Annotated in this window: 22 protein-coding genes; 16 read left to right on the top strand and 6 right to left on the bottom strand. The window is 70.5% G+C overall.

Going from position 1 to position 25,025, the window contains the following annotated elements:
• Positions 1-122: 122 nt before the first annotated feature.
• The gene (locus AC1G9L_RS14750) at positions 123-575 is read right to left on the bottom strand and encodes a GFA family protein (protein WP_019801978.1); all 453 of its coding nucleotides are present in this window, start codon (positions 573-575) and stop codon (positions 123-125) included.
• A gap of 58 nt (positions 576-633) precedes the next feature.
• Positions 634-2,139: a helicase HerA-like domain-containing protein gene (locus tag AC1G9L_RS14745; RefSeq protein ID WP_481069391.1), complete on the bottom strand. Its 1,506-nt coding sequence runs from the start codon at positions 2,137-2,139 to the stop codon at positions 634-636.
• Between the two features lie 332 nt (positions 2,140-2,471).
• On the opposite strand from AC1G9L_RS14745, the gene AC1G9L_RS14740 reads away from it, so the two are divergent.
• Positions 2,472-4,070 carry a transglycosylase SLT domain-containing protein gene (locus AC1G9L_RS14740; protein WP_481069390.1) on the top strand — a complete coding sequence of 533 codons (1,599 nt, stop codon included), beginning with the start codon at positions 2,472-2,474 and terminating at the stop codon, positions 4,068-4,070.
• A gap of 579 nt (positions 4,071-4,649) precedes the next feature.
• Here the strand turns inward: AC1G9L_RS14740 and asd are convergent.
• The gene (asd, locus tag AC1G9L_RS14735) at positions 4,650-5,495 is read right to left on the bottom strand and encodes an archaetidylserine decarboxylase (protein WP_019802076.1); all 846 of its coding nucleotides are present in this window, start codon (positions 5,493-5,495) and stop codon (positions 4,650-4,652) included.
• Positions 5,492-6,142 carry an SCO family protein gene (locus tag AC1G9L_RS14730; protein ID WP_010340523.1) on the bottom strand — a complete coding sequence of 217 codons (651 nt, stop codon included), beginning with the start codon at positions 6,140-6,142 and terminating at the stop codon, positions 5,492-5,494. Before AC1G9L_RS14730 ends, asd begins: the two co-directional genes overlap by 4 nt.
• A gap of 79 nt (positions 6,143-6,221) precedes the next feature.
• Here AC1G9L_RS14730 and prmB point away from each other — a divergent pair, with 79 nt between their 5' ends.
• The 8 genes from prmB (at position 6,222) to AC1G9L_RS14690 (ending at position 15,747) form a co-directional block, all read left to right on the top strand.
• A complete protein-coding gene (gene prmB / locus AC1G9L_RS14725) occupies positions 6,222-7,148 on the top strand; it encodes a 50S ribosomal protein L3 N(5)-glutamine methyltransferase (RefSeq protein WP_019802077.1) in 927 nt (308 codons plus the stop codon).
• A 10-nt stretch (positions 7,149-7,158) separates the two neighbouring features.
• On the top strand, positions 7,159-8,262 hold the full coding sequence (gene aroC, locus AC1G9L_RS14720) for a chorismate synthase (RefSeq protein WP_019802078.1): 1,104 nt from the start codon (positions 7,159-7,161) through the stop codon (positions 8,260-8,262).
• Positions 8,255-9,289, top strand: coding sequence for a 2-hydroxyacid dehydrogenase (locus AC1G9L_RS14715; RefSeq protein ID WP_481069389.1), 1,035 nt, complete (start codon positions 8,255-8,257; stop codon positions 9,287-9,289). Before aroC ends, AC1G9L_RS14715 begins: the two co-directional genes overlap by 8 nt.
• A gap of 100 nt (positions 9,290-9,389) precedes the next feature.
• Entirely contained in the window at positions 9,390-10,415 is a 1,026-nt protein-coding gene (locus tag AC1G9L_RS14710) for an aspartate-semialdehyde dehydrogenase (RefSeq protein WP_019801711.1), read from the top strand.
• Between the two features lie 468 nt (positions 10,416-10,883).
• The gene (locus AC1G9L_RS14705) at positions 10,884-11,807 is read left to right on the top strand and encodes an IS110 family transposase (protein WP_481069388.1); all 924 of its coding nucleotides are present in this window, start codon (positions 10,884-10,886) and stop codon (positions 11,805-11,807) included.
• Positions 11,808-12,003: 196 nt separating this feature from the next.
• The gene (locus tag AC1G9L_RS14700; RefSeq protein WP_481069387.1) at positions 12,004-14,097 is read left to right on the top strand and encodes a motility hub landmark protein FimV; all 2,094 of its coding nucleotides are present in this window, start codon (positions 12,004-12,006) and stop codon (positions 14,095-14,097) included.
• A 217-nt stretch (positions 14,098-14,314) separates the two neighbouring features.
• Positions 14,315-15,088: a tRNA pseudouridine(38-40) synthase TruA gene (truA, locus tag AC1G9L_RS14695; protein ID WP_481069386.1), complete on the top strand. Its 774-nt coding sequence runs from the start codon at positions 14,315-14,317 to the stop codon at positions 15,086-15,088.
• Complete coding sequence (locus AC1G9L_RS14690; protein ID WP_019801754.1) at positions 15,085-15,747, top strand: phosphoribosylanthranilate isomerase; 663 nt, start codon at positions 15,085-15,087, stop codon at positions 15,745-15,747. The genes truA and AC1G9L_RS14690 overlap by 4 nt, the downstream gene beginning before the upstream one ends.
• Before the next feature lie 34 nt (positions 15,748-15,781).
• On the opposite strand, the gene AC1G9L_RS14685 is transcribed toward AC1G9L_RS14690, so the two are convergent.
• Positions 15,782-16,675: a LysR family transcriptional regulator gene (locus tag AC1G9L_RS14685; RefSeq protein WP_481069385.1), complete on the bottom strand. Its 894-nt coding sequence runs from the start codon at positions 16,673-16,675 to the stop codon at positions 15,782-15,784.
• Positions 16,676-16,772: 97 nt separating this feature from the next.
• Here AC1G9L_RS14685 and trpB point away from each other — a divergent pair, with 97 nt between their 5' ends.
• The 5 genes from trpB (at position 16,773) to AC1G9L_RS14660 (ending at position 22,688) form a co-directional block, all read left to right on the top strand.
• Positions 16,773-17,990 carry a tryptophan synthase subunit beta gene (trpB, locus tag AC1G9L_RS14680; RefSeq protein WP_010342995.1) on the top strand — a complete coding sequence of 406 codons (1,218 nt, stop codon included), beginning with the start codon at positions 16,773-16,775 and terminating at the stop codon, positions 17,988-17,990.
• Between the two features lie 144 nt (positions 17,991-18,134).
• Positions 18,135-18,938 carry a tryptophan synthase subunit alpha gene (trpA, locus tag AC1G9L_RS14675; RefSeq protein ID WP_481069384.1) on the top strand — a complete coding sequence of 268 codons (804 nt, stop codon included), beginning with the start codon at positions 18,135-18,137 and terminating at the stop codon, positions 18,936-18,938.
• A gap of 335 nt (positions 18,939-19,273) precedes the next feature.
• The gene (gene accD / locus AC1G9L_RS14670; RefSeq protein ID WP_010342997.1) at positions 19,274-20,164 is read left to right on the top strand and encodes an acetyl-CoA carboxylase, carboxyltransferase subunit beta; all 891 of its coding nucleotides are present in this window, start codon (positions 19,274-19,276) and stop codon (positions 20,162-20,164) included.
• A 124-nt stretch (positions 20,165-20,288) separates the two neighbouring features.
• Positions 20,289-21,632 carry a phosphoglucosamine mutase gene (glmM, locus tag AC1G9L_RS14665; protein ID WP_017915479.1) on the top strand — a complete coding sequence of 448 codons (1,344 nt, stop codon included), beginning with the start codon at positions 20,289-20,291 and terminating at the stop codon, positions 21,630-21,632.
• A 117-nt stretch (positions 21,633-21,749) separates the two neighbouring features.
• Positions 21,750-22,688 (top strand): 2-oxoglutarate and iron-dependent oxygenase domain-containing protein, encoded by a 939-nt coding sequence (locus AC1G9L_RS14660; RefSeq protein WP_019801728.1) that lies wholly within the window; start codon positions 21,750-21,752, stop codon positions 22,686-22,688.
• Positions 22,689-22,835: 147 nt separating this feature from the next.
• Here AC1G9L_RS14660 and AC1G9L_RS14655 read toward each other — a convergent pair whose 3' ends face one another.
• On the bottom strand, positions 22,836-23,645 hold the full coding sequence (locus AC1G9L_RS14655; protein WP_481069383.1) for an SDR family NAD(P)-dependent oxidoreductase: 810 nt from the start codon (positions 23,643-23,645) through the stop codon (positions 22,836-22,838).
• A 112-nt stretch (positions 23,646-23,757) separates the two neighbouring features.
• Between AC1G9L_RS14655 and tpiA the strand changes: the two genes are divergently transcribed.
• Both tpiA and secG read left to right on the top strand, forming a co-directional pair.
• The gene (gene tpiA / locus AC1G9L_RS14650; RefSeq protein ID WP_481069382.1) at positions 23,758-24,519 is read left to right on the top strand and encodes a triose-phosphate isomerase; all 762 of its coding nucleotides are present in this window, start codon (positions 23,758-23,760) and stop codon (positions 24,517-24,519) included.
• 62 nt (positions 24,520-24,581) lie between these two features.
• On the top strand, positions 24,582-25,007 hold the full coding sequence (secG, locus tag AC1G9L_RS14645; protein WP_010343004.1) for a preprotein translocase subunit SecG: 426 nt from the start codon (positions 24,582-24,584) through the stop codon (positions 25,005-25,007).
• Positions 25,008-25,025 lie beyond the last annotated feature (18 nt).

The following is a 25,025-nucleotide window of genomic DNA, read 5'->3' as shown; positions in this document are numbered from 1 at the left end:
TTGTCGGTTCTTGTCTCTGCGCGTGGCATCGCCAGGATCGAAGGCCGTTCCTAACCGCGCATCCAGCGTTCTGAGCGCCGGGCCTGTCGATCGCTGGTGGCGACGGTGTGCGGCAGGCATGCTCAGGTGTCAGCGATGACCCATTGCACGTCCGGCACCCACGCCTGTCGCCATCGGGCCATTTTTGCTTCGGCATCCAGCCATTGCGGGGACACCGGCACTGCAGCCCCCAGTGCCGGCGTCTTGTTCAGACAGCCGGCATTGACGGCACCGTAAAGCCGCCCCTGGTGCTCGAACGTGACCGCGACCAGCACCCCGCACTGGCGGCACAGCTGGAATTGGGCGGCCTCTGCGCCCTGGCGATAACGATGCACGGCCTCGGCATGCGTGGCCGTCAGTCGCAGTGTGCCGGCGGGATCGGAAACGTATGCCGCACCATGCTTCTGGCAGAAGCTGCAGTCGCAGGCGCGCGGATGGATGTCCCCGGCCGCTTGATCCGTCGAGAACGCGACGGTCAGGCCGCCGCAGTGGCAGCTTCCCTGGAGCGTTGTCGGCTTGTCTGGCCGCGACATCATTGCAAGGCGCTCATCGCGTTGCTGTCCATGCTGGAGCTTCCTTTGGCGTCGGCCGCGCTCAGCGCTTGCCGCCGAAGATGCTGCCGAAGATGCCGCGCACGATCTGCTGGCCGATGCGGTTGCCGATGGTGCGCGAGGTCTGCTTGGCCATCGCCTCCAGCATGCCCTGGCGGCGCTTGGTGCCGAACACCGCGTCCTTGACCGCCTGGCCGAAGCCGCTGTCCTGCGCCTCGTCCTGTTCGCGGGTGCGTGCCGGCGGCGCGGCGCTGCGGTCGGCGCTCTGCTCGACGCGACGCGCCAGCAGTTCCGCCGCCGATTCGCGATTGACCGGGGTGTCGTAGCGCGCGCCGACCGGGCTGCCGGCGCGCACCTGCGCGCGCTCGGCCTCGGTGATCGCGCCCATGCGGCAGCGCGGTGGCGCGATCAGGGTCTGCTGCACCGGCGATGGCACGCCCTTGTCCTGCAGCGTGGACACCAGCGCCTCGCCGGTGCCGAGCTGGGAGATGGCCTTGGCCACATCCAGCTTGGGATTGGCCACGAAGGTCTCGGCGGCGGTGCGCACCGCCTTCTGGTCGCGCGGCGTGTAGGCGCGCAGCGCGTGCTGCACGCGGTTGCCGAGCTGGCCGAGGATGCTGTCGGGCACGTCGTCGGGGAACTGCGAGCAGAAGTACACGCCCACGCCCTTGGAGCGGATCAGCCGCACCACCTGCTCGATGCGCTGCACCAGCGCCGGCGGCGCGTCGTCGAACAGCAGGTGCGCCTCGTCGAACACGAACACCAGCTTGGGCTTGTCCAGGTCGCCCACTTCCGGCAGTCGCTCGAACAGTTCCGACAGCAGCCACAGCAGGAAGGTCGAGTACAGCCGCGGCTTGAGCACCAGTTGCGCGGCGGCGAGGATGTTGATGGTGCCGCGGCCGTCGGGCGCGGTGCGCATCAGCTCGGCAAGGTCCAGCGCCGGTTCGCCGAAGAAACCTTCGCCGCCGTCCTGGGCCAGGCGCAGCAGCGCGCGCTGGATCGCCGCCACCGACTGCGCGCTGACCAGGCCGTATTCGGTGGAGATGTCCTTGCGCTCTTCCACCACCAGCGCCAGCAGCGCGCGCAGGTCGTCCATGTCAAGCAGCAGCAGGCCGCGGTCGTCGGCCAGCTTGAACACGATGTCGAGCACGCCGGCCTGGGTGTCGTTGAGTTCCAGCACGCGCGCCAGCAGGGTGGGGCCCATCTCGCTGACGGTGGTGCGCACCGGATGACCGAGCTGGCCGTACAGATCCCAGAACACCACCGGGTTGGCGGCCGGCGCGTAGTCGGTCACGCCGATTTCCCTGGCGCGCTGCAGCACCTTCTCGCTGCCGTCGCCGGGCATCGCCAGGCCGGCCACGTCGCCCTTCACGTCGGCCAGGAACACCGGCACGCCGATCCGCGAGAAGCCTTCGGCCAGGGTCATCAGGGTCACGGTCTTGCCGGTGCCGGTGGCGCCGGCGACCAGGCCGTGGCGATTGCCCAGGCGCGGTTGCAGCAGCACCGCGATGTCGTCGGTCACGCCTTTGCCTAGCAGGATCGGGTCCATATCGGGGTCCGCAATGAGATGCCTGGATTCTAGAGCGTCCGCGGGATGGCTGAACGCGTACGTGTTGTCCTGGGCGCGTCGCGGTGCCGCGCAGACGCCGGCATGGCCGCCAAAAGCGGTCTTTGCCTTGTCTGGCCGTTCGCTGCTGCAACGCCGATACGTCCCGCCGCAAACGGCGTTGCCCGGGTTCGCACGCGATGCCCGTGCTGCAGCGCGGGATGCCCGTCGGCCATGAACGTCGGCCCGCCGCGGGCCGGGTCGCGGCCGCGGCGACCTTGCCGCAATGTGACGGCGGGGGCTACCCTGCGGCCTTTCCGTCGCCGCGTCCCACCATGCCCCTTCCGTTCCGCTTCACCCATGCGTGGCCCGTCGCGGCTGCCGTGGCGCTGACCTGCACCGCTCCTGCCGCCCATGCCCGCGTGTCCGCCCGCGACCAGGCCGCCATCGCTGTCCTCGACCAGCGCCTGGCCGCCGCCGAGAAGCGCTATAACGACGCCATGGTGCTGGTCGGCAACAGCGACCCCAAGGGCACCCAGGAAAGCGACGCCGCGCTGGAGGACATCGAGGACGTGATCCAGGCCTGCATCAAGCAGCGCGGTTGTGAGGTCGGCACCTATCTGGGCGCGTACAAGCGCCTGCTCAAGGCCAAGGCCGATGCGCAGGGCCAGGCCAGCGATGCCGATGCCGCCGACGACGACTCCGCGCCGCTGCAGGCCGACCCCGACCACATCAGCCCGCTCGCCGCCGACGTGCCGGAAGCCGCGCGCGCGGCGCGCCTGCTCAACGACAAGCGCCACGCCTTCGATTCGATGGTGGAGTACAACCCGGCGGTGCAGGCCGGCATCCGCCGCTGGCTCACCGACATGCGCCCGGCGTTGATGAGCAGCTACGAGAACTACCAGAACCTGCGCGCGGTCATGTGGCCGGAATGGGAGAAGCGCGGCCTGCCGGAAGCGCTGCTGTTCGGCATCATCGCCAAGGAATCCAACGGTCGCGTGCACGCCAATTCGCGGGTGGGCGCTGCCGGGCTGATGCAGTTCATGCCGGCCACCGGGCGCCGTTTCGGCCTGGGCCCGGACGGTACCGGCTTCGACACCCGCTACGACGCGCGCAGCGCCGCCGAGGCGAGTGCGGTCTACATCAACGAGCGCTTGGCCGAGCTCAACCGCAGCGTCGAACTGGCCCTGGCCGGCTACAACGGCGGCGAAGGCCGCGCCGCGCGCGTGTTCAACCAGATGCCCGGCCGCAGCTTCTGGGACGCATCGGTGTACAACCAGTTCCCGGCCGAGACCAAGGACTACGTGCCGATGGTGATCGCCGCGGCGTGGATCTTCCTGCACCCGCAGCAATACGGCGTGGCCTTCCCCAAGATCAATGCGCAGCCGGCCACGCTGCGCCTGGCCAAGTCCACCACCATCTACGAACTGACCATCTGCCTGGGCAGCGACGGCACCCGCGACGGCTACATGCGCGCGCTGCGCAACCTCAACCCGCGCTACGAGCCGGACGGCTGGATCCCGGCCGGGGTGACCATCAACGCCACCACCAAGATCGTCGGCCTGTACAACCGCTACTGCGTCAGTGGCCCGCGTGCCGACCTGGCGCGCGCGCTGATCACCGCCGATGTCACCGCCGCGGTGCGCAGCGGCAGCCCGGCGCCGGCCGCCGACCTGACCGGCAACGTGGCGGTAGGCGACGTCAGCCCGGTCGCCGGCGTGCCGACCACGGTGGCCACCGGCCGTCCCGCGCCGGCCAAGCCCAAGCAGAAGCAGATGCGCAACTACCGCGTGGCCAAGGGCGACACCCTGGGCCGGATTTCCGACCGCCACGACTGCGACCTGAAGGAACTGGCCAAGGCGAATGGCTTGCGTGCGCCGGGTTATGCGCTGAAGCCGGGGCAGTCGTTGAAGCTGGTGGGCTGCGAGAAGTAAGAACGTGCACTCCTTCTCCCACCGGGAGAAGGTGGCGCGCAGCGCCGGATGAGGGTCGGGCCACTCGCAGTCTTAGGCGTGTGGCGTTACCGCCATCCATTGCAGGTAGGTGGCCCGTCCACCGCCAATGCGTCGGGACTGAAGTCCCTCCCACAGTAGCGGTCGCCGCAGCACTGGCTGTTAGAACAAGCGCGGACCAATCCCTTCTCCCCCCGGGAGAAGGTGGCGCGCAGCGCCGGATGAGGGTGCGGCAGCCGCAGCGCCGGCGAGCGGCTTTTTCAGACATCCATCGCGAGCTCGCGGTCTCTCAGCGCCAATGCGTCGGGGCTGAAGTCCCTCCCACAGTGGGGCGGGCGCCGCAGCACTGGTTGTGAGGGACAAGCGCTGCCCAATCCCTTCTCCCCCCGGGAGAAGGTGGCGCGTAGCGCCGGATGAGGGTGCGGCGGCCGCAGTGCTGGCGCGTGTGCCTTTTCAGCCCCCATTGCAAGCCTGCGGTCTCTCACCGCCAGCGCGTCGGGACTGAAGTCCCTCCCACAAGGGTGTCTCTGCACAAAGGGGCCGCAGCGCGGCCCCCACACCTCAGCGCACCAACCGCGCCAGCGCCTGCCCCAGCCGCACCGGCGATTCCGCTTTCAGCGCCGGGTCGAACGCGGCCACGCCAGGCGGCAGCAGCACGATCACCGTGGAGCCGTAGTTGAAGCGCGCCATCTCCTCGAACCGCTGCAGGGTGATGCCCTTGCCGCGCCAATCCTTGCGGGTGATGCGGTCGGCGTAGCGCGGGATCTCCACGCCGCTCCACACGGTTTCCACGCCGGACACCAGCAGCGCGCCGACCATCACTGACACCATCGGGCCGAAGTCGGTGTCGAAATGGCAGACCAGGCGCTCGTTGCGCGCGAACAGGCGCGGCACGCTGCGCACCGCATCGGTGCCGACGCTGAACAGCCGCCCCGGCACGTGCACGGTTTCGCGCAGGGTGCCGGTCCACGGCATGTGCACGCGGTGGTAGTCGCGCGGCGACAGGTACACGGTGGCGTACAGGCCGTTGGCGAACGGGGCCGCCGCGGCGTCGTCGCCGAGCAGTTCGGCGGCGGTGAAGGACTGGCCCTTGGCCTGGAAGATGCGCCCGTCCTCGATCCGGCCGAGCTGGCTGATGCGCCCGTCGGCCGGCATCAGCAGCGCCTGCGGGTCGGGGTCGGCGACGCGTGCCCCGGGCTTCAGCGCACGGGTGAAGAAGGCATTGAAGGTCGGGTAGGCGGTCGCGTCCGATTGCGCAGCCTCGCTCAGGTCCACGCCGAAGCGGCGCACCACCGTGTCGATCAGCCACTGCTTCAGTCCGGGCCGCGACGAATAGGCCAGGCGCCGCGCCAGCGAGGACAGCAGCCGGTGCGGCAGCACGTAGGTCAGGCGGGTGGTCAGGCTCATGGGGCGGTGGCCTTGGTCAGGGCCTGCAGGTCGGCGGCGATCGCGGCGGCATCGAACGGCGGGCGGATCAGCCCGGCCTGGCGGCCCTGCGGGTCGAGCACCGCGATCGCGGCGGAGTGGTCCATGCTGTAGTCGTTCGGGTTTTCGGCGTAGTGCTTGCCCGGCACCTTCTGGAACACGAAGCCCAGCGCGGTGGCGAAGCGCTCCAGTTCGGGCACGTCGGCGGTGGCGGCGATGGTGTCCTTGTGGAAGGCGTGGGCGTACTCGCCCAGCCGCGGCAGGGTGTCGCGCTGCGGGTCGACCGAGACGAACAGCACGCGCGGGCGCAGCGTGTCCGGCAGCGTCTCCCATTGCTTCTGCGCGCGTGCCAGGTCGGCCAGGGTGGTGGGGCACACGTCCGGGCAGGCGGTGAAGCCCAGGAACACCAGGGTCCAGTGGCCCTTGAGCTCGCCCGGCACCAGCGGCGTGCCGTCGGTCTGGCGCAGGTGGAAGTCGGGCAGGGGGCGCGGCTGCGGGTACATGCGCACCGTGCGGGTTTCCGGCCAGGCCGGGGCGGCGCTGCCGCCGAAGTACTTCTGGGCCAGCAGCAGCCCCAGGCCGGCGGCCAGGGCAACCACCAGGACGATGCCGAAGGTGCGGTTGAACATACTGATTTCCCATGCAACGAACGCTCATCATAGCGGCCGGGCCTCTATAATCGGGGGCCGAATTGCCTTGCCTGTTGCCATGACTGCCGACGCGGCCGCCGAACTCCACACGATCATCGACCTGATCCGCTACGGCACCAGCCGTTTCAACGCCGCCGGGCTGAGCTTCGGCCACAGCTACGACAACGCCCTGGACGAGGCCACGCAGCTGGTGCTGCACGCGCTGCACCTGCCGCACGACCTCGGCCCGGCCTACGGCAGCGCGCGGGTCACCACGCCGGAGAAGGCGCAGGTGCTGGCGCTGTTCGAGCGCCGCATCGCCGAGCGCATCCCCGCCGCCTACCTCACCGGCGAGGCCTGGTTCGCCGGGCTCAGCTTCAAGAGCGATGCGCGCGCGCTGGTGCCGCGTTCGCCGATCGCCGAACTGATCGAGGCCGGCTTTGAGCCGTGGCTGGCCGGCCGCCCGGTCGAGCGCGCGCTGGACCTGTGCACCGGCTCGGGCTGCATCGCCATCGCCATGGCCCACTACAACCCGAACTGGCTGGTGGACGCGGTCGACATCAGCGACGAGGCGCTGAGCCTGGCCGCCGAGAACAAGGAGCGGCTGCTGGCCGACAACGTCGAACTGGTCAAGTCCGACCTGTTCGCCGGGCTGGGCGGTCGCCGCTACGAGCTGATCGTGACCAATCCGCCCTACGTCACCCATGCCGAGACCGACGCGCTGCCGCCGGAGTACGCGCACGAGCCGGAGCTGGGCCTGCGCGCGGGCGACGACGGCCTGGACCTGGCGCTGAAGATCCTGCGCGACGCGCCGGCGCACCTGAGCGAGGACGGCCTGCTGATCTGCGAGGTCGGCGAGTCCGAGCGCGCGCTGGCGCAGCTGCTGCCGGAAGTGGATTTCGCCTGGGTCGAGTTCAAGGTCGGGCAGATGGGCATCTTCGCGGTGGAGCGCAGCGAACTGCTCGCGCACCACGCGCGCATCGCCGCGCTGGCCGCGGACCGGTGACGCAAGCGATATGAGCGCGAACAGTTTCGGCAAGCTGCTGACCGTCACCACCTTCGGCGAATCGCACGGGCCGGCGATCGGCTGCGTGGTCGATGGCTGCCCGCCCGGACTGGAACTGGACGCCAGCGAATTCGCCCACGACCTGCAGCGCCGCGCCACCGGCAAGAGCCGGCACACCTCGGCGCGGCGCGAGGCCGACGCCATCGAGATCCTGTCCGGGGTCTACGAAGGCCGCACCACCGGCACTCCGATCGGCCTGCTGATCCGCAACACCGACCAGCGCAGCAAGGACTACACCGACATCGCCCGGCAGTTCCGCCCGGGCCATGCCGACTACAGCTATTGGCAGAAGTACGGCATCCGCGATCCGCGTGGCGGCGGGCGCTCGTCGGCGCGCGAGACCACCATGCGCGTGGCCGCCGGCGTCATCGCCAAGAAGTGGCTGGCGCAGCGCTACGGCGTGCGCGTGCGCGGCTACCTGTCGCAGCTCGGTCCGCTGCTGCCGCAGGGCTTCGCCTGGGACGCGGTGGAGGACAACGCGTTCTTCTGGCCGCACGCGCCGCAGGTGCCGGAGCTGGAGGCGTACATGGATGCGCTGCGCAAGTCCGGCGATTCGATCGGCGCGCGCGTCACCGTGGTCGCCGACGGCGTGCCGGCGGGCTGGGGCGAGCCGATCTACGGCAAGCTCGACGGCGAACTGGCCGCAGCGATGATGAGCATCAACGCGGTCAAGGGCGTGGAGATCGGCGACGGCTTCGCCGCGGTGACCCAGAAGGGCACCGAACACCGCGACCTGATCGCGCCGGATGGCTTCCAGTCCAACCACGCCGGCGGCGTGCTCGGCGGCATCGCCACCGGCCAGCCCCTCGTCGTCTCGGTGGCGTTCAAGCCCACCTCCAGCCTGCGCCTGCCCGGCGCCACGGTGGACGTGGACGGGCAGGCCGTGGACGTGATCACCACCGGCCGCCACGACCCCTGCGTCGGCATCCGCGCCACCCCGATCGCCGAGGCGATGATGGCGCTGGTGCTGATGGACCAGGCGCTGCGGCACCGCGCGCAATGCGGCGACGTCGGCACGGTGACCCCGCGCATCCCCGGCGGTGGCGATGGCTGAGTCGCGGCCGCGGGTGTGGGTCAGCCAGCCGCTGTTCGACGACGTCGTCGCACGGCTCGGCGAGTATTGCGCGCTGACCACTACCGCGGACGTGACCCGGTATTCGCCGCAGGACCTGGCCGCCGCACTGGCGCCGCTGGACGGCGCCCTCGTCACCCTCAACGAACGCATCGGCGCCGCCGAGATCGCCGGCGCGCCGCGGCTGCGCGCCATCGCCAACGTCGGCGTCGGCTACAACAATCTGGACCTGGACGCGCTCAGCGCGGCCGGCATCGTCGCCACCAACACCCCCGACGTGCTCACCGAGACCACCGCCGATCTCGGCTTCGCCCTGCTGATGGCCGCCGCGCGGCGCGTCGGCGAGGCCGAGCGCTGGCTGCGCGCAGGGCAGTGGCAGCAGTGGTCGTTCCAGACCATGCTCGGCGCCGATGTCCACGGCAGCACCCTCGGCATCCTCGGCATGGGCCGCATCGGCCAGGCCATCGCGCGCCGCGCCGCCGGCTTCTCGATGCGCGTGCTGTACCACAACCGCAGTCGTCTGCCGGACGAGGTGGAACGCGCGCATCGCGCCGAGTACGTGGGCTTCGACGCGTTGCTGGCACGCGCCGATCACCTGTTGCTGGTGCTGCCGTACAGCACGAAGTCGCACCACATCGTCGACGCCGCCGCGCTGGCGAAGATGCGGCCGACCGCGACGCTGGTGAACATCGCCCGCGGCGGCCTGGTCGATGAAGTCGCGCTGGCCGACGCGCTGGCCAACGGGCGCCTGGCCGCGGCCGGGCTGGACGTGTTCGAAGGCGAGCCGGCGATCCGTCCGGAGCTGCTGGCGCTGCGCAACGTGGTGCTGACCCCGCATATCGGCAGCGCCAGCGTGGCCACGCGCCGCGCGATGGTGGCGCTGGCGGTGGACAACCTGCTCGCCGCGCTGGGCATCGGCGCCGACGCCGGACGCCCGCCCAATGCGCTGAACCTGGACGCGATCGCCGCGGCCGGCGGCGCGCGGGCGATCGCGGACAAAAAACGATAGGGAGCCTGCGGGCCCGCGCGCGACGCGCACGGCAGGTTCCCCGAATCCACGTGGCAGTGCGGCTGTTCCTCCCCTTCTTTTTCTGCGGATCGAATCTTCCATGAGCAATGCAACCCGTCGTTTCAACGTCGCCGTCGTCGGCGCCACCGGTGCCGTCGGCGAAACCATGCTGAGCATCCTCGCCGAGCGCGATTTCCCCGTCGCCACGCTGTACCCGCTGGCCTCCGAGCGCTCGGCCGGCGGCCAGGTCGAGTTCAAGGGCCAGAAGGTCACCGTGCTCGACCTGGCGACCTTCGATCCGAGCGGCGTGGACATCGCGCTGTTCTCCGCCGGCGGCGGCATCTCCAAGGAATACGCGCCGAAGTTCGCCGCGGCCGGCGCGGTGGTGATCGACAACTCCTCGACCTTCCGCTACGACGACGACGTGCCGCTGGTGGTGTCGGAGGTCAACCCGCATGCGCTGAAGCAGCGTCCGCGCGGCATCGTCGCCAATCCCAACTGCTCGACCATGCAGCTGATGCCGGTGCTGGCGCCGATCCACAAGGAATACGGCATCGAGCGCATCAACGTGGCCACCTACCAGTCGGTGTCCGGCGCCGGCCGCTCGGGCATGGAGGAGCTGGGCAAGCAGACCGCGCAGCTGCTGGCGTTCCAGGACATCGAGCCGCAGAAGTTCCAGGCGCAGATCGCCTTCAACCTGATCCCGCACATCGACGACTTCCAGCCCAACGGCTACACCAAGGAAGAGATGAAGCTGGTGTGGGAGACGCAGAAGATCCTCGAGGACAGCAGCATCCTGGTGAACCCCACCGCGGTGCGCGTGCCGGTGTTCTTCGGGCACTCGGAGGCGGTCAATATCGAGACCAAGCGCAAGATCACCGTCGAGCAGGCGCGCGCCCTGCTGGGGCAGGCGCCCGGCGTGGAAGTGGTGGACGAGCACAAGGCCGGCGGCTATCCGACCCCGGTGACCCATGCCTCGGGCAAGGACCCGGTGTTCGTCGGCCGCATCCGCGAGGACTTCTCGCACCCGCGTGGCCTGAACCTGTGGGTGGTGGCCGACAACATCCGCAAGGGCGCCGCGCTCAATGCGGTGCAGCTGGCCGAGCTGGTTGCCCTGGAGGGCTGAGCGGTAGGGATTCGGGAGTCGGGATTCGGGATTGGCAAAAGCTGTGCAGCGTGATTGTTCCAAGGCTGCGTAGCGCCCAATGTCCCGGCTATCACGCAACGGCCAGCGGCACGTGCCCTGGTCGTTGTCGTATCCGGCGTCCCGCGTCGTGTTGCGAAGACAGCACCGCGGGTGAGATGACCGGCGCCCACCTTAGGAGCGGCTTCAGCCGCGACGCAGCGTTCCCGGGAAAGCCATCGCGGCTGAAGCCGCTTGTGTCAAATAAGGGTCTATCGTTGCAGGTGAGAGCGGAGTGCGGCAGGCCGTTTAGCCGCAGTGCCAGCAAGCACGAGTAGGAGTCAGCGCCGCCGCACTCCGGTTCTCCTGCCTGACAAGCCCGAACAGTTGCCCGAGTGACGAGCTCGAACTCCACAAGCATGGGCATCGGCAGGAGCGCTCTCGTCCATAAGTCTACTGCGGAGAACGTCTATGCGACGCCATGTCGGGATCGATGTATCCAAGGCCGAACTGGTCATTCATGTCCTGCCGGACGAGCAGACCTGGACCCAACCCAATACGCCACAGGGGCAGCGTGCGCTGGCCCAGCGCCTGGCCGAGCTGGGCTGCGAGCGGATCGTGCTGGAAGCCAGTGGCGGCTACGAACATGCCGTGCTGCAAGTGTTGCGGCAGGCCGACCTGCCCGTGGTGCGGATGCCTGCCGATCGTCCGCGCAAGCTCGCCCAGGCCTTGGGCCTGCATGCCAAGACCGATGCCCTGGACGCGCGCCTGCTGGCCATCGCCGCCCAGCACATCCCGACCATGCCCACGCCCGTGGCACCCGAGCACCAGCAGTCTCTTCGCGAACTGCTGGACCTGCGTGCCACCCTGGTGAGCCAGCGTGATGTCCATCGGCGGCGCCTGGAGCACATCACCAGCGCCAAGGTGCAACACCGCTGCCGAGAGGTGATCGCCCTGCTGAACCAGCAGATCCAGACGTTGACGCAGGAGATCGAGCGGCAGGGCAAGACCTGCTCAAGCCTACCCAAGGTGCCTGGGCTCGGGACGATCCTGCGCGCGGTTCTGGCCGCGCGGCTGCCAGAGCTGGGCACGCTGCCGCCACGCAAGCTCGCTGCCCTGGTCGGGCTGGCCCCGTTCAATCACGACAGCGGCTGCTGGAAAGGCCAGCGCCGCATCAAAGGCGGACGTGCCGACGTGCGGCGCGTGCTGTACATGGCCACCTGGGCCAGCATCCGCGCCAAATCCCCCTTGGCCAACACTTACGCGCGCCTGCGCGCAGCGGGCAAGCCGGCCAAGGTCGCCATCGTCGCCTGCATGCACAAGTTCCTGCGCTGGCTCAATGCCATCGCGGGCGATCAGGCCTCGTACGCTCCTCCTGCCATCGCAGGTGCATGACAGTTGACTCCTACAGGACAAGCAGCGTTGCAGTGCTCGCTGGGCACCGATCCCGCAAGGGGAGGAGAGGCCGCTTGCGCACCCCGCGCAAGCGCACGCCCCGCCGCTGCAATGCCCGCAACGAATCCCCAATCCCAAATCCCAAATCCCCGCTTCATATATATTGATGGACATGACTCCAAGGGGCAGGGGCGGGATGCGCCTACAACCACGTGTGTTCCATCGCCGCAGCGACGCTGCGGTGTCCACCGCGCGCGGGCTGCGCCATGTCTGTCGCGCCGCCGCGGCGCTGCTGTTGCTGGCCTGCAGCCAGGCCGCGCTGGCGCTGGGCCTGGGCGATATTCGCGTGCTGTCCAAGCCGGGCGAGCCGTTCCTGGCCGAGATCCCGGTGATCTCCAACGAGCCGGGCGAACTGGAGCGGGCGCGGGTGGCGCTGGCCTCGCCGGCGACGTTCGCGCGGGTGGGACTGGAGCGTCCGCAAGGCCTGGTCAGCGATCTGCAGTTCCGTTTCACCCAGACCCGCAAGGGCCGCGCGGTGATCCAGGTCAGCAGCCGCATGCCGGTCGACGTGCCGTCGCTGAGCTTCCTGATCGAGGTCGATTGGGGGCAGGGGCGGCTGATCCGCGAATATTCCGCGCTGATCGACGCACCGAATACCGCGGCGGCGATCGACGCGCCGGCGATCGATGCGCCGGCCGCGGCGCAGCCGTCCGACCGCATCGCCCGCGAAACGTCCACCGCGGCGCCAGCGCCTGCAGCCGCCGCGACGCCGGCGACGCCGAGCGCCCGGCCCGCCGCTGCGCCGCGTCCGGCGCCGGCGCCGGCGCCTGCGGCCGCGCCCGGCGATGCGCTGGCGCCGGTGCGCGCCGGGCAGACCCTGTCGCAGATCGCCGGGCAACTGGCGCGCGGCAACGGTCATTCGCTGGACCAGACCATGGTCGCGCTGCTGCGCGCCAATCCGGATGCCTTCATCCGCGGCAATCTCAACCTGCTCAAGCAGGGCGCGGTGCTGCGCACCCCACGCGAGGAGGACCTGGCCAGCCTGGATGCCGCCGCGGCCGAGGCGGTGGTACGCGAGCAGGCGGCGCAATGGCGCCAGGCGCGCGCGCCGGTGCTGCAGCCGGCCCAGGCGCAGCAGGACGCAGCGACGGCGCAGGCCGCAGCCAAACCGGCCGCCACGGCGCCGGCGGCCGCGTCCGGCGCGCGCCTGGAAATCGCGCCGGCGGTGCCGGCGACGCGCCGCGAGGCGGGAACCAAGTCCGGCACCGGTGCCGGCGACGAAGGAGACATGGTGGCGACCCAACAATTGCAGCAGGCGCGCGAAGACCTCGCGGCACGCGATGCCGAGGTCCAGGAACTGCGCTCGCGGGTGGAGCAACTCGAAAAGCTCAAGGCCCAGCAGCAGCAACTGATCGCGCTGAAGGACAGCGACCTGGCCGCGGCGCAGAAGCGCCTGGCCCAGGCCGGGAAGGCGGCGCCAGCGGCCGCGCCCGCGCAAGCGCCGGCCAATGACGGGTTCCCGCTGTGGCTGTGGGGCGGGCTGAGCCTGCTGGTGCTCGGCATCGGCGCCTGGCTGCTGTCGCGCCGGCGCAAGCCTTCGCCGCTGCCGCCGTTGCCGCGTGACGACGACGCCGCGCTGGCGGCAAGCGCCGCGGTGCCGGTGGTCGCGCACCGCGATGTCGATGCGCCGGAACTGCCGCCGCTGGAACCGGCCGAGCCGCTGGTCGAGGAGGCGTCGGTCGCCCGCGACCACGAGGCGTTGGAAGAGTGGGAGCGCGCCGACCATCTCGACCACGCTGCCGCCGATCACGCCGATCACCACGCCGCGCTCGACGACGACGCCTTCGAGCGCGTGCTGGCGCAGCAGTCGCTGCGGCAGGCGCCGGCCGATGCGCCGCTGTCCGCGGACAACGACGACGTCCATTCCGCCGACGTGTCCGACGCCCATCCGGAGGTCGCCCCGGCTGCCGAGTCCGCGGCTGAGGCGGCCTGGCGGCCGCCGTCGCCGGTGGTCGCAGTGCCGACCAGCGACGCCCGTGCCGGCAGTGATGCTGGCGGCGGCCGGCAGGAGCCGACCTGGCACCAGCCCGTCGCGCCTGCACCGGCACCGGCACCGGCCGAAGCACCGTCGCCGTATCCACCGGCGGGCCGCGAGCGCCTGGAACTGGCGGTGGCGTACATGGATCTGGGCGACAACGAGACCGCGCGCACCCTGTTGACCGAGGTCGCGGCCAGCGGCGACCCGGCCGCGCGCGCCGAGGCGCTGCAGTTGCTGGGGCGGCTGGACTGATGGCGGCAGGCGGCGCGCGGCGCGCTCGCCGCGGCCGTCCGGCCTGGAGCGGGACGGCCCTGCGGCAGTGTGTCCCCGGGCGGCGGGCGAACGCCGACGGCGCGTTCCGGGCCTGGCTGATGCAGTGCGGCGGCATTGCAGGCGCCCCGCGCCGGCCCGTGCACGCGTCGGCCGCAGTGCGCGCCGACGCCGATGCCGCATTGCAACGGAGGTCGCCATGCGCTACGCGCTAGGCGTGGAGTACGACGGCAGCGAATTCCAGGGCTGGCAGCAGCTCGGCGAGAGCGGCGGCCCCAGCGTGCAGGCGACGCTGCAGGCGGCGCTGTCGTCGGTGGCCGACGCCCCGGTGAGCGTGGTCTGCGCCGGCCGCACCGATGCCGGCGTGCATGGCGAATGCCAGGTGGTGCATTTCGATTGCGCCGCGCCGCGCCCGGCGCGCGGCTGGATGCTGGGTGCCACCGCGCGGCTGCCGCCCTCGGTGTGCGTGCGCTGGTGCGTGCCGGTGGCCGACGACTTCCATGCGCGCTTCTCGGCCCGCGCACGGCGCTACCGCTACCGCCTGCTCAACCGCCAGGTGCGCCCGGCGCTGTACCGGCAGACCCTGAGCTGGGAGCGGCGGCCGCTGCAGGCCGAGGCCATGCACGCGGCGGCACAGGCGCTGCTGGGCGAGCAGGACTTCAGTGCCTTCCGCAGCGTGCAGTGCCAGGCGCTGCACGCGCGCCGCGAGCTGCAGTCGATCGCGGTGACCCGCAGCGGCGAACTGGTCGAGATCCAGGTCCAGGCCAATGCATTCCTTCATCACATGGTGCGCAATATCGTTGGTTCCCTTGTCATGGTGGGAACGGGCGAAAAGCCGGTGTCCTGGATTGGCGAACTGCTCGCGGGACGCGACCGCCGCGTCGCCGGTCCGACGGCGCCGCCGCAGGGCCTGGTGTTTGTCGGTCCCCTCTATCCCGCCCATTGGACGCTTCCGGACGAGGTCACGCTATGAATCGCACGCTGTATCGCACCCGCATCAAGTTCTGCGGCATGACTCGCGCCGGCGACATCCGCCTGGCAGGCGAGTTGGGCGTGGACTCGATCGGGTTCGTGTTCGCCCATGGCAGCCCGCGGCGCGTGGCGCCGGCCGAGGCGCGGGCCATGCGCCAGGCCGCCGCGCCGATGGTGGACGTGGTGGCGCTGTTCCGCGACAACCCCAAGGACGAGGTGCGCGAGGTGTTGCGCACGGTGCGGCCGACCCTGCTGCAGTTCCATGGCGACGAGGACGACGGCTTCTGCCGCAGCTTCAACCTGCCGTACCTGAAGGCGGTGCCGATGGGTGGCGGCGAGATCAACGCGCGCACCCTGCAGCTGCAGTTCCCCAATGCCGCCGGCTTCCTGTTCGACAGCCACGCGCCCGGCGAAAGCGGTGGCTCGGGCAAGACCTTCGACTGGTCGCGTCTGCCGACCGGCCTGCATCGGCCGTTCCTGCTCGCCGGCGGCATCAATGGCGACAACGTGTTCGACGCGATCATCGGCACCCTGCCGTGGGGCGTGGACGTGTCCAGCGGCATCGAGAGCCAGCCTGGCATCAAGGACGGGCACAAGATGCGCAAGTTCGTCGAGGAAGTGCGCCGCGCCGACTGCCACGAGTTGAACACCAACTGCTGAGCGCGACGCGGCGCCATCGCCGGCGTCGCCGCGGTCAGCGCTGCAGTTCCTGCGTCAGCCACTGCGCCAGTGCCTCGACCCGCGGGTCCTGCACCTCGCGGCGCGTGCACAGCGCCCACTGCCCGCCGGTGGCGACGAAGCCCCACGGCGCCAGCAGGCGGCCATTGGCCAGGTCGTCGGCGACCAGCGGCTGCGGCGCGATCGCCACGCCGATCCCGGCCAGCGCCGCTTCCAGCAGGTAGTACAGGTGTTCGAAGCCGGTGCCGTAGCGCAACTGCGCCGGCGCCAGCCCCTGCGCCTCGGCCCAGGCCGGCCAGGCCTGCGGGCGCGACACCGTATGCAGCAGCGGCAGCCCTTGCAGCGCCGCCGGCGCGGCCGCAGCCAGGGCCGGGGCCTGCGGCAGGGCAGGGCTGAGCACCGGGCCGATCCGCTCCGGCGCCAGCACCCGGACCTGCCAGTCCGCCGGCCACGGCGCTTGGCCCAGCAGCAGCGCCGCGTCCAGGCCGTCCAGGTCGGCGGCGAAGTCGCCCTCGTGCGCGGACAGGTGCAGGGTCAGCGCCGGCAGGTCGCGCTGCAGCGCCTGCAGCCGCGGGATCATCCAGCGGGCCAGGATGCTGCCGGGGCAGCCCAGCACCAGCGCGGCCGGGCGCGCGGGGCGGCGCAGTTCCGCCACTGCCTCGTGCAACTGCGCGAAGGCGTTGCCGGCGGCCTCGCACAGGCGCGTGCCGGCCGCGGTCGGGCGGATGCCGCGGCCGTCGCGCTGCAGCAGCGGCAGTCCCAGCTCTTGCTCCAGTAGCCGCACCTGACGGCTGACCGCGCCGTGGGTGACATGCAGTTCCGCCGCCGCCGCGCCGACGCTGCGCAGCCGCGCGGCGGCCTCGAACGCGCGCAGGGCGTTGAGCGAGGGCAGGCGGCGCAGGCTGGTCATGTGATTTTTCCTGACAGGTTGCGTCAGACTTTATCGGTTTTTGTGCGCCGACGTGTGCGCTAAAGTGCAGGCCTGTCCTGTTGCCCCCGGTTGCGCCATGTCCTCTGTTCCCGTCAGCGACTTCCACGCCTATCCCGACGCCGCCGGCCATTTCGGCCGCTACGGCGGCCGTTTCGTCGCCGAGACCCTGATCGGCCCGCTGCAGGAACTGGCTGCCGCTTACGATGCCGCGCGCCAGGATCCGGCCTTCATCGCCGCCTACGACAAGGACCTGACCCATTACGTCGGCCGGCCCAGCCCGATCTACCACGCCGAGCGGCTCAGCCGCGAAGTCGGCGGCGCGCAGATCCTGCTCAAGCGCGAGGACCTGAACCACACCGGCGCGCACAAGATCAACAACACCATCGGCCAGGCGCTGCTGGCCAGCCGCATGGGCAAGACCCGCATCATCGCCGAGACCGGCGCCGGCCAGCACGGCGTGGCCAGCGCCACCGTGGCCGCGCGGCTGGGCCTGGAGTGTGTGGTGTACATGGGCGCTACCGATATCGAGCGGCAGAAGATCAACGTCTACCGGATGAAGCTGCTCGGCGCCACGGTGGTGCCGGTGCATTCCGGTTCGGCCACGCTCAAGGACGCGCTCAACGAGGCGATGCGCGACTGGGTGACCAACGTGCAGGACACCTTCTACATCATCGGCACCGTCGCCGGTCCCGATCCGTATCCGCGGATGGTGCGCGACTTCAACGCCATCGTCGGCCGCGAGGCGCGCGCGCAGATGCTGGCCGACTACGGTCGCCTGCCGGATGCGATCAGCGCCTGCGTCGGCGGCGGCAGCAACGCCATCGGCTTGTTCCATGCCTTCCTCAACGACGCCTCGGTGAAGATCTACGGCGCCGAAGCTGCCGGCGACGGCATCGGCAGCGGCCGCCATGCCGCCTCGATCGCCGCCGGTCGCCCGGGCGTGCTGCACGGCAACCGCACCTACGTGATCTGCGACGACGACGGGCAGATCATCGAGACCCATTCGGTGTCCGCCGGCCTGGACTACCCCGGCGTGGGCCCGGAGCACGCGTTCCTGGCCGACAGCGGCCGCGCCACCTACCAGGGCATCACCGACGACGAGGCGCTGGCCGCGTTCCACCTGCTGGCGCACACCGAGGGCATCCTCGCCGCGCTGGAGTCCAGCCACGCCGTGGCGCAATCGATCAAGCTCGCGCGCGAACTGCCCAGGGACGCGCTGGTGCTGTGCAACCTGTCCGGCCGCGGTGACAAGGATGTGCACACCATCGCTGCGCGCGAGGGGCTGACGCTGTAACGCTTTGTCCTTCTCCTTCGGGAGAAGGCGGCGCGGAGCGCCGGATGCGGGGCGGGCGCAGCCCCGCCCCGAATTCCGCACCGCTTCGCCTCTTCCCCTCACCCCAATCCCTCTCCCGGTGGGAGAGGGGCGCATAGGTCCCCCATGAACCGCCTCGCCGACACCTTTGCCCGACTCGATGCCCAAGGCCGCAAGGCCCTGATCCCCTTCCTCACCGCCGGCGATCCGTCGCTGGAGGCGACCGTGCCGGCGATGCATGCGCTGGTCGAGGCCGGTGCCGACGTGATCGAGCTGGGCGTGCCGTTCTCCGATCCGATGGCCGACGGCCCGACCATCCAGCGCAGTTCCGAGCGCGCGCTGGCGCGTGGCGCCGGCCTGCGTTACGTGCTGGAGACGGTCAGCGCATTCCGTCGCGATGACGCCACCACGCCGGTGGTGCTGATGGGCTACCTCAACCCGGTGGAGATCCACGGCACCGCGCGCTTCGCCGAGGAGGCGGTGGCGGCCGGCGTGGACGGCGTGTTGCTCGTCGACCTGCCGCCGGAGGAGTCGGCCGAGACACTGACGGTCTTCGCCGACGCCGGGCTGGACCTGATCGTGCTGGCCTCGCCGACCACCAGCGACGCGCGCATCGACCTGTTGTGCGAGGCGGCGCGCGGCTACCTGTACTACGTCAGCTTCGCCGGCGTCACCGGCGCCGACCGGCTGGATACTCGCGCCGCCGGCGATCGCCTGCGTCAGTTGCGCGCGCGCTGCCCGGTGCCGGTGGTGGCCGGCTTCGGCATCAAGGACGCCGCCAGCGCCAAGGCCATGGCCGCTGATGCCGACGGCGTGGTGGTCGGCAGCGCACTGGTCGCGGCGCTGGCCGAGGCCAGCAGCCCGCAGGCCGCGCGCGAGGCGGCCCTGGCGTTCCTGGTGCCGCTGCGGCAGGCGCTGGACGCGGGCTGAGCCACGCCCGGTGTGTTTGCGAACGCCCGTCTTGCGCGGGCGTTCGCGTTTTGCCGCACTGCCGCAAATGCGGTGCGTGCGGAGGATGCGGTACATGCATTGTTGGTCGGACGGCGCGCGCCGTCGCTGGCGCCCGCTTGCGTGTCGGCGATGCGGGATCGCGGCGATGCCGCATGTCCCGCGTTGCGCAGCCGCAGCAGCCGTCCTGGCGGCGGCCGCGCGGTACCGGCCGGCCCGGCCGCTCCATGCGCCACCGTCTGCAGGCCACCGGGGGGCCGAGTTAGACTGTCGCCCCTCTGCGGCTCTCGCGGCCGCCCAATGGATCGTCACATCGCATGAGTTGGCTCAGCAAATTGATGCCTTCGGGCATTCGCACCGACAGCACGCCCAGCAAGAAGCGCAGCGTTCCCGAAGGCTTGTGGGAGAAGTGCCCCAACTGCAGCGCCGTGCTGTACCGGCCGGAGCTGGAGGAGAACCTGGAGGTGTGCCCGAAGTGCGGCCACCACATGGCGATCCGCGCGCGCGCGCGCCTGGCCGCGCTGTTCGACGCCGACACCGCGCCGACCGAGATCGGTGCGCGCCTGGGCCCGACCGACGCGCTCAAGTTCAAGGACCAGAAGAAGTACGGCGAGCGCATCAAGGCCTCGCAGAAGAGCACCGGCGAATACGACGCGCTGGTGGCGATGCAGGGCCTGCTCAAGGGCCAGCCGCTGGTCGCGGCCTCGTTCGATTTCGCCTTCATGGGCGGTTCGATGGGCTCGGTGGTCGGCGAGCGTTTCGCGCTGGCCGCGGAAACCGCGCTGAAGATCGGTGCGCCGTTCGTGTGCTTCTCCGCCAGCGGCGGCGCGCGCATGCAGGAAGGCCTGTTCTCGCTGATGCAGATGGCCAAGACCTCGGCCGCGCTGGGTCGCCTGCGCGAGGCCGGCCTGCCGTACGTGTCGGTGCTGACCCATCCCACCACCGGCGGCGTCTCGGCCAGCTTCGCCATGCTCGGCGACATCAACATCGCCGAGCCGTACGCGCTGATCGGCTTCGCCGGCCCGCGCGTGATCGAGCAGACCGTGCGCGAGACCCTGCCGGAAGGCTTCCAGCGTTCGGAATTCCTGCTGGAACACGGCGCCATCGACCAGATCTGCGACCGCCGCGAACTGCGCGATCGTCTCTCCGAACTGCTGGCGCTGATGATGCGGCAGCCGGCCCCGGCGAAGAGCGAGGCGCTGGCGTGACCAGCGCCGGGATTCGGGATTCGGGATTCGGGATGCGTGGCGCCGCGCGTGCCCGGGTCACCGAGGTCGCTCGGATGCCGTGCGTTGAACGAATCCCGAATTTCGAATCCCGAATCCCGTTCCAATGAGCCAACGCAAATACTTCGGCACCGACGGCATCCGTGGCCGGGTCGGGCAGGGGGCGATTTCCGCCGATTTCGTGATGCGCCTGGGCAACGCGCTGGGCCGCGTGCTGGTCGCCGGCGGCACCGCGCGGCCGACCGTGGTGATCGGCAAGGACACGCGCATCTCCGGCTACATGTTCGAGTCGGCGCTGGAGGCCGGGCTGGTCGCGGCCGGCGCCAATGTGCAGTTGCTCGGGCCGATGCCGACCCCGGCGGTGGCGTTCCTGACCCGCACCCTCGGCGCCGACGCCGGCATCGTGATCAGCGCCTCGCACAATCCGCACTACGACAACGGCATCAAGTTCTTTTCCGCGCACGGCGAGAAGCTCGACGACGCCACCGAGCAGGCGATCGAGGCCGCGCTGGACGCGCCGTTCGCCACGGTCGAGTCCGAGCGGCTGGGCAAGGCGATGCGTGCGCGCGAGGCGATCGGCCGCTACATCGAGTTCTGCAAGGCCAGTGTGCCGCGCGGCTTCGACCTGCGCGGGCTGAAGCTGGTGCTGGACTGCGCGCACGGCGCGACCTACCACATCGCGCCGCTGCTGTTCCGCGAACTGGGCGCGGAGGTGATCGCGATCGGCGCCGCGCCGGACGGGCTCAACATCAACGCCGGCGTCGGCTCGATGCACATCGACAACCTCGCCGCCAACGTGCGCGAGCATGGCGCGCACCTGGGCATCGCCTTCGACGGCGACGGCGACCGCGTGTTGATGGCCGACGACCAGGGCAACCCGGTCGACGGCGACGGCCTGCTGTACGTGCTGGCTTGCGGCTGGCAGGCCAGCGGCCGCCTGCACGGCCCGGTGGTCGGCACGCTGATGACCAACTATGGCCTGGAACGGGCGCTGGCCGCGTTGCAGGTGCCGTTCCTGCGCGCCAAGGTCGGCGACCGCTACGTGCACCAGGCGCTGGTCGAACAGGGCGGGGTGCTCGGCGGCGAAGCCTCCGGGCACATGCTGTGCCTGGACCGCGCTACCACGGGCGACGCCATCGTCAGCGCGCTGCAGGTGCTGGAAGTGCTCAAGCGCTCGCGGCAGACCCTGCGCCAGGCGCTGGCCGGGCTGCAGAAAGTGCCGCAGCAGACCGTCAACGTGCGCCTGCAGCCGGGCGTGCGCCCGCTCGAGGCCGATACCGTGAAGGCCGCGCTGGCCGCGGCGCAGGCGGCGGTGCAGGGGCGCGGGCGCGCCTTCCTGCGCGCCTCCGGCACCGAACCGGTGGTGCGGGTCACGGTCGAGGCCGACGATGCCGCGTTGATGCGGCAGACCCTCGACGCCCTGGCCGAGGCGGTCCGTGACGCGGCGTGAGTCGATCGCCATTGCCATCTTCGTGATCGTCGCCAAGGCGGTCACGTTCTACCTGCTGTATCGCCTGCTGCGCTGAGCGCGGCGTTTGCTTCCTCTCACGAGATGACGGTTCCTGCCATGACTGCGCGCATTCCCACCCTCGACATCACCCGTTTCGACACCGACCGCGAGGCCTTCGTCGCCGAGCTGGGCGCGGCCTACCGCGAGTGGGGCTTCGCCGGCATCCGCAACCACGGCATCGCCCAGGCACAGATCGACGCGGCCTACGACGTGTTCAAGGCGTTCTTCGCCCTGCCCGAGGAGACCAAGCGCAAGTACCACCTGCCCGGCAGCGGCGGCGCGCGCGGCTATACCGCCTTCGGCGTGGAGACCGCCAAGGACTCCAAGCATTTCGACCTGAAGGAGTTCTGGCACATCGGTCGCGAGATTTCCGACGACTCCCCTTACCGCGCGGTGATGCCGCCAAACCTGTGGCCGAGCGAAGTGCCCGGCTTCCGCGCCCACGGCTACGGCCTGTACCAGGCGCTGGACCAGCTCGGCGCGCGCGTGCTGTCGGCGCTGGCCCTGCACATCGGCCTGCCCGAGCACTACTTCGTCGACAAGACCGATTCGGGCAACTCGATCCTGCGCCCGATCCACTACCCGCCGATTACCGCCGACGACATCCCCAACGTGCGCGCCGGCGCCCACGAGGACATCAACCTGATCACCCTGCTGGTCGGCGCCAGCGCCGCCGGCCTGGAAGTGAAGTCCAAGCAGGGCGAGTGGGTGCCGTTCACCTCCGACGCCGACACCATCGTGGTCAACATTGGCGACATGCTGCAGCGCCTGACCAACCACGTGTACCCCTCGACTACCCACCGCGTGGTCAACCCGCCGGGCGAGCAGGCACGCCAGCCGCGCTACTCGGTGCCGTTCTTCCTGCACCCGAACCCGGATTTCGTGATCGACGTGCTGCCGTCCTGCGTCAGCGCCGACAACCCCAGCCGCTATCCCGAGCCGATCACCGCGCAGTGGTATCTGGAGGAGCGGTTGCGGGAGATCAAGCTGAAGTGAGGCGGGGATTGGGGAGTCGGGATTGGGGATTGGCAAAAGCGGCATGCCCGCGATCTGTCACCCCGCTGGATTCGGAAGTGACAAAGGCGGGGGATACCCGTGATCTACCACCCCGCGCAGAACCCCGCTTTTACGAATCCCCAATCCCTAATCCCCAATCCCAGTACTTCTAATCCGTCCTGAGCCGCGGCCCATCAGCCGCAGCAGCAAGGCATTGGGCAGTAGTGCCGTGAGGCCGAGCAGGGCGCGGTAGACCGCGCCGGGGACCACCCGGACCTTGCCGCGTTCGGCGCCGTCGATGCCGGCGCGGGCCACGGCGACAGTCTGCAGCCAGATCCAGCGCGGCAGGGCGTTCATCTGTTCGCGGGTGCCGGTGACGTCGTGGAACTCGGACCAGGTGAAGCCTGGGCATAGCGCGCAGACGCCGACGCCGCGGTCGGCGTTCTCCAGCGCCAAAGATTCGCTGAAGCGCAGCATGAAGCTCTTCGCCGCCGCGTACAGGGTGTGGCCGTCGGCGCCGGGCACCAGGGCGGCGAACGAGGCGACGTTGAGGATGCGGCCGTGGCCGCTGGCGCGCAGCGCCGGCAGCAGCCGCCAGGTCAGTTCGCAGACCGCGCCGACCATCACCTGCAGGAATGCCGCGTGCACCGCCCAGTCCTGGGCGATGTAGCGCCCGGGCACGCCGTAGCCGGCGTTGTTGACCAGGATCCGCACCGCCAGCCCGCGCCGTTCGATCTCGGCCACCAGTGCGGCTGGCGCGGCCGGATCGGCCAGGTCGGCGACCAGCACCTCCACCGGCACCTGCGGCCGCAGTTCGGCGGCCAGCGCCTGCAGCTGTGCCTCGCGGCGCGCGCTCAGGATCAGCGGCACGCCGCGGCGGGCGTACTCGCGGGCGATCTCGCGGCCGATGCCGCTGGAGGCGCCGGTGATCAGGGCGTAGCCGGGGAGCTGGGTCATGGCGGTCTCTGCGCGTGGAGCGGGGCGGGGGAGGGTGGAACGGCGGGGACGATGCCGGCCCCTGGCGGCGCATCGGCTATCCTCTCGGCACTTTTTCGCCGGAGATGCGCCGATGCGACGCAAGATCGTAGCCGGAAACTGGAAATTGCATGGAACCCGCCACTTCGCCGCCGACCTGGTGCGGGAGATCGTCGCCGGGCTGCACGACGCCGATCACGACGTGGAGGTGGTGATCCTGCCGCCGCTGCCGTACCTGGGCGACCTGATCGAGCATTTCGAGGACCGGCTGCTGCGCTTCGGCGCGCAGGACGTCAGCAGCAACGAGAAGGGCGCCTACACCGGCGAGGTGTCGGCGGCGATGCTGGTCGATGTGGGCGCCGACTATGGCCTGGTCGGGCATTCGGAGCGGCGCCAGTACCACCAGGAGAGCAGCGAACTGGTGGCGCGCAAGTTCGCCGCCGCCCTGCACGCCGGGCTCGTCCCGATCCTGTGCGTGGGCGAGACCCTGGAGCAGCGCGAGGCCGGGCGGACCGAGGCGGTGATCGCCGCGCAGCTGGCGCCGGTGCTGGACCTGGTCGGCGCCGACGGCTTCGCCCGCGCGGTGGTGGCATACGAGCCGGTGTGGGCGATCGGCACCGGCCGCACCGCCAGCCCGGCCCAGGCGCAGGCGGTGCACGCGTTCATCCGTGGCGAAGTGGCGGCGCGCGATGCTAGAATCGCGGATTCGTTGCCGATCCTGTATGGCGGCAGCGTCAAGCCCGACAACGCCGCCGAGCTGTTCGCGCAGCCGGATGTCGATGGCGGGCTGGTGGGCGGCGCCTCGCTGGTCGCTGCGGAATTCCTGGCCATCGTGCGAGCGGCGGCCACCTGTTGAGCGAACGGCTGCCGCTGGCGGCCGCTCGTCCCCCAAGTCGTACTGTCCGGACGGATTTCGAAATGCTGATGGTCATCCTCAATGTGGTCTACGTGCTGGTGGCGATCGCGATGATCGCGCTGATCCTGATGCAGCGCGGCGCCGGTGCGGCGGCGGGTTCCGGGTTCGGTGCGGGCGCGTCCGGTACCGTGTTCGGATCGCGCGGCGCGTCCAACTTCCTGTCCAAGTCGACCAAGTGGCTGGCGGTGGTGTTCTTCGCCATCAGCCTGTTCATGGCCTGGTACGCCGGCCACAGCGCGCGTCCGGCCGATGCCAACCTGGGTGTGATGTCGCAGTCCGCCACCCCGGCGCCGGCCGCGCCGGCTGGCGAGCTTCAGGTGCCGCAGGCGCCGTCGGCCACCCCGGCTGCGCCCGCCGCCGCCCCGGCCGCCCAGCAGGCGCCGGAAAAAGCGCAAGAAAAGTCGCCTGCCCCGTCGCAGAAAGACTGAAGGCGGTTACAATATGCT

It is taken from the genome of Xanthomonas sp. NCPPB 1132, assembly GCF_056629235.1.
Note: the sequence above shows the minus strand (reverse complement) of the source record. Positions and strands in the feature narration are given on the sequence as shown.